At 66.4% G+C, this 3786-nt stretch carries 3 protein-coding genes; 1 reads left to right on the top strand and 2 read right to left on the bottom strand.

The window, feature by feature from the left end:
- Positions 1-87: 87 nt before the first annotated feature.
- A complete protein-coding gene (gene lysA, locus B1C78_RS11385; protein ID WP_077279293.1) occupies positions 88-1332 on the bottom strand; it encodes a diaminopimelate decarboxylase in 1245 nt (414 codons plus the stop codon).
- An 86-nt stretch (positions 1333-1418) separates the two neighbouring features.
- A complete protein-coding gene (gene lptM / locus B1C78_RS11380) occupies positions 1419-1568 on the bottom strand; it encodes an LPS translocon maturation chaperone LptM (protein WP_077279292.1) in 150 nt (49 codons plus the stop codon).
- 160 nt (positions 1569-1728) lie between these two features.
- Here lptM and B1C78_RS11375 point away from each other — a divergent pair, with 160 nt between their 5' ends.
- Positions 1729-3693: a sensor histidine kinase gene (locus B1C78_RS11375; RefSeq protein ID WP_077279291.1), complete on the top strand. Its 1965-nt coding sequence runs from the start codon at positions 1729-1731 to the stop codon at positions 3691-3693.
- The last annotated feature ends 93 nt before the right edge of the window (positions 3694-3786 follow it).

Genomic DNA, 3786 nt, shown 5'->3' with positions numbered 1-3786 from the left:
GTCAGTTGTCAGTTGTCAGGAGCCTGGAACCGGCAAGTCCTGTGTCAAGCGGTTTTCAACGACTGACAACGGACCACTGACAACTGACTAAGGTAAAACCGTCTCCCGGGCCATGAGTTCGTCGAGGGTTTCGCGGCGCGTGACCAGGTGCATGGCATCGCCGTCGACCATGACTTCAGCGACGCGGGGGCGGCTGTTGTAATTGGAGCTCATGGTGTAGCCGTAAGCGCCCGCGGAGCGCACCGCCAGCAGGTCACCCTCGGCCAGAACCAGGTCGCGTTCCTTGCCGAGGAAGTCGCCGGTCTCGCAGACGGGGCCCACCACGTCGTAGCGCCGGGACTCGCCCGGGCGCGGCGACACCGCCACGATCTCCTGCCAGGCACCGTAGAGGGCCGGACGGATCAGATCGTTCATCGCGGCATCGACCACGGCAAAATCCTTGTGCGGGGTGTGCTTCAGATACTCCACCCGGGTGAGCAGGACACCGGCGTTGCCCGCGATGGCACGCCCCGGTTCCAGCAGGATCTCGTAGCGCGTATCCGACAGCCCTTCAAACAGGGCCCGGGCATAGGCGTCGGGCAGGGGCGGTGTTTCGTCCCGGTAGCGCACGCCCAGGCCGCCGCCCAGATCCAGATGATCCAGGCCGATGCCCTGGGCCTCCAGCGAATGCGCCAGCTCCAGAACCCGCTGCAGGGCATCCACGAAGGGGCTCAATTCGGTCAGCTGGGAGCCGATGTGGCAGTCCACGCCCACCACGCGCAGATGCGGCAGATCCGCGGCCTCCCGGTAGAGCCGCGGCGCCTCGCGGATGTCCACGCCGAACTTGTTTTCCTTGAGGCCCGTGGAGATGTAGGGGTGGGTCCGGGCATCCACGTCCGGGTTGACACGAATCGACACGGGCGCGGCTACGCCCGCCTCGCCGGCCACCCGGTTCAGGCGCGCCAGCTCGGATTCGGACTCCACGTTGAAACAGCGGATACCCGCCTCCAGGGCCCGGCGCATCTCGTCGGTGCGCTTGCCCACGCCCGAGAACACGACCCGTGACGGATCGCCGCCGGCGCGCAGCACCCGCTCCAGCTCACCCGCCGAGACGATATCGAAACCGGATCCCAGTCGCGCGAGCACATTGAGGACCGCGAGGCTGGAGTTGGCCTTGACGGCATAGCAGACAAGGTGAGGATGATCCCCGAGCGCGGCATCGAAGGCCCGCCAGTGGCGTTCCAGGGTGGCCCGGGAGTACACGTAACAGGGCGTGCCGTGGGCCTCCGCGATACGCGCCAGGGGCACCTGCTCCGCGTGCAGTTCACCGTCGTTGTAGACAAAGTGGTCCATGGTCGAGCTTGGCTCCGGGGCCGGCCTACCGTGCACGCCCGCGGGCGGGTTGCCCGCGCAAGGCGATCCGGTCTTATCCCGTCAGACTACGGGCGGTCGTTTTCGTTTTGGGTTTCGGCCGGGGGCTCCTCCGGCAGGTACAGGTCGCCCTTCTGGCCGCAGCTGGCCAGCAGCGAGACGCTGCCCAGCACCACGACCACGACGACCAGCGCCCAGTTGGACCAGCAGATACGCATACAAGCCTGCTCATGGGGTGAGGATGACCCATTATAACCGGCGAAGGCCGCGCACAGCATCGCACAACCGCGCTGAATGGCAGGATACTTGCGGGACACGACACCAGACCCATGAGACAATGGCACTGAACCCCACCCCGCCCGAACGGGTCTCTTTCTCGTGCGCCTGAGAACCAACATTTCCCTGTGGGTGTCGCTGGCCACCGTGCTGCCCCTGACGGTGCTGGTGCTGCTGGTCACCGGGTACAGCGAGCGCCAGTACAGCAGCGACCGGGACCGCGAGATCGGCGCGAGCCTCAACACCCTGGTGGCGGAGATCGACCGGCGGCTCATGTTCGAGCGCGAGGTCATCAGCGCGCTGGTGGAATCGGCCCCCATGCAGGCCTTTCAGTCGGTGCTCAGCCAGGCCCGCGACGGCCACAAGCATCCGCAGTTCAACCTGCGCGCCGCGCAGCTGGGGATCTTCCTCGAGGAGTTCACCGCCCTGATTCCGGACGTGGGCACCATCCGCGTGCTGGACGTGCGCGGCAACACGCTGCTGATGATCCGGGACCGCCAGGTGATGCCCACCCACTACGAGGGCATGGATCCCTATCCGTACGCGGAGGAGGAACTGGACGACGAGGCGTTCCTGCAGCGGCTGCGCTCCAGTCCGCTGGGCGAGGTGAGCTACCAATTGCTGCCGGAGTCGCGTAGCGACTATGTGTTTGGCGCGATCCCTCCCATGTACGACGCGGTGGTCCCCATCGAGCGCGAGGGCGAAGGGGTGGTGGGGTACCTGCTGGCCAACTCCACCGGGCTGCAGATCGAGCGCATGCTGGAACTGGCGCCGCGCCTGAGCGAGGGCCGTCTCACGGTGGCGGAACTGAACCCCGACCGCCCTGATCGTGAGGGACTGATCCTTTTCGACGAGGGCTCCGGACTGCTGTTCACCCACGGCAAGCGGCCGGAACTGCGCCTGGACACCCTGTTCGGAACCCGGGTCGCGAACACCATGGCGACGCGCCCCTTCGGCGCCACGGACCTCACCACGCGGCCTTCGCGCGTCTATCACGCCGAGTACACGCCGTATCCCAACCAGCTGGCGAGCTGGCTGGTGATTTCGGAGGTGCGTCATGACGCGGTCACCGCCCCGTTCAAGCGCATCCGCCAGGGCATCCTGCTGCTGGCGGCACTGGCGCTCATTGCCAGCCTCCTGCTGGCACAGGTGAGCGCGCGGCGCATCGCGAGGCCCATCACCCGGCTCGCGCACAATCTCAAGGCCTACGCCCGCGGTGAGCCGCTGGAGCGCACCGAGCCCCACGGCACCCAGGAGATCCGTCAGCTGCAGGACTCCTTCAATTACATGGCCGAAACGCTGGAGCGCGCCCGCCGGGACCGGGACGAGGCACAGCACATGCTGGTGCAGTCCGCCAAGCTGGCCTCCATCGGCGAGATGGCAGCGGGCATCGGCCATGAACTCAACAACCCCCTGAACAACATCCTGTCCCTGGGCAAGCTGATCCGGCGCGAGCTGCCCGCAGAACACACGCGCCTGCGCGAGGACGTGCAGTCACTGATGGACGAGGCACAACGCGCCTCTCGCATTGTCAACGGCATCCTCAACTTCGCACGGCAGGTGCCGCCCCGCTACGAGGCCATCGACGTCCGCCCCTGGGCGGAGGAGACGCTCATCCTGGTCAACCAGGCGGCAAAGGCGCAGGAGGTCACCATCCGGCTCGAGGTGGAGGAAGGGCTGATGATGGAGGGCGACGTGCACCAGCTGCGCCAGGTGCTGATCAACCTGCTGCTCAATGCCATCCAGGCCAGCCACCCGGGCGACGAGGTCCTGATCATGGCCCGGCACGAGGCCGACGGGGATATCTATTTCTGCGTCTGCGATCAGGGCACGGGCGTGGACCCGGACATCCTGGACAAGCTTTTCGACCCGTTCTTCACCACCAAGCCGGTGGGGCGCGGCAGCGGCCTCGGCCTGTCTGTGAGCCTGGGCATCGTCGAGCGCCACGGCGGCCACATCGACATCCGACCCAACGAGCACGGCGGCGTGACCGCTACCGTGCGCCTGCCTGCAAGGCAGGTACAAGGGAAAAGGGAAAAGGGAAAAGGGATGGGGGCCGAGGCCTAGCCCGCATATCTCACCGGTCGGACACCGGCTGGTTCGCAACAGGTGGAAAGATAAGCGGAATACGTTGAAATGGCCGCCAACCTCAGCATGACA

Origin of the sequence: Thioalkalivibrio denitrificans (genome assembly GCF_002000365.1) — a bacterium.
Lineage (GTDB): Bacteria > Pseudomonadota > Gammaproteobacteria > Ectothiorhodospirales > Ectothiorhodospiraceae > Thioalkalivibrio_A > Thioalkalivibrio_A denitrificans.
This window is presented reverse-complemented; position numbering and strand designations above follow the sequence as displayed.

What these genes read in the sequence shown, in the direction of transcription:
- lptM (WP_077279292.1), bottom strand. Translation starts at nt 1,568, where the DNA reads ATGCGTATCTGCTGGTCCAACTGGGCGCTGGTCGTCGTGGTCGTGGTG.
- lysA (WP_077279293.1), bottom strand. Translation starts at nt 1,332, where the DNA reads ATGGACCACTTTGTCTACAACGACGGTGAACTGCACGCGGAGCAGGTG.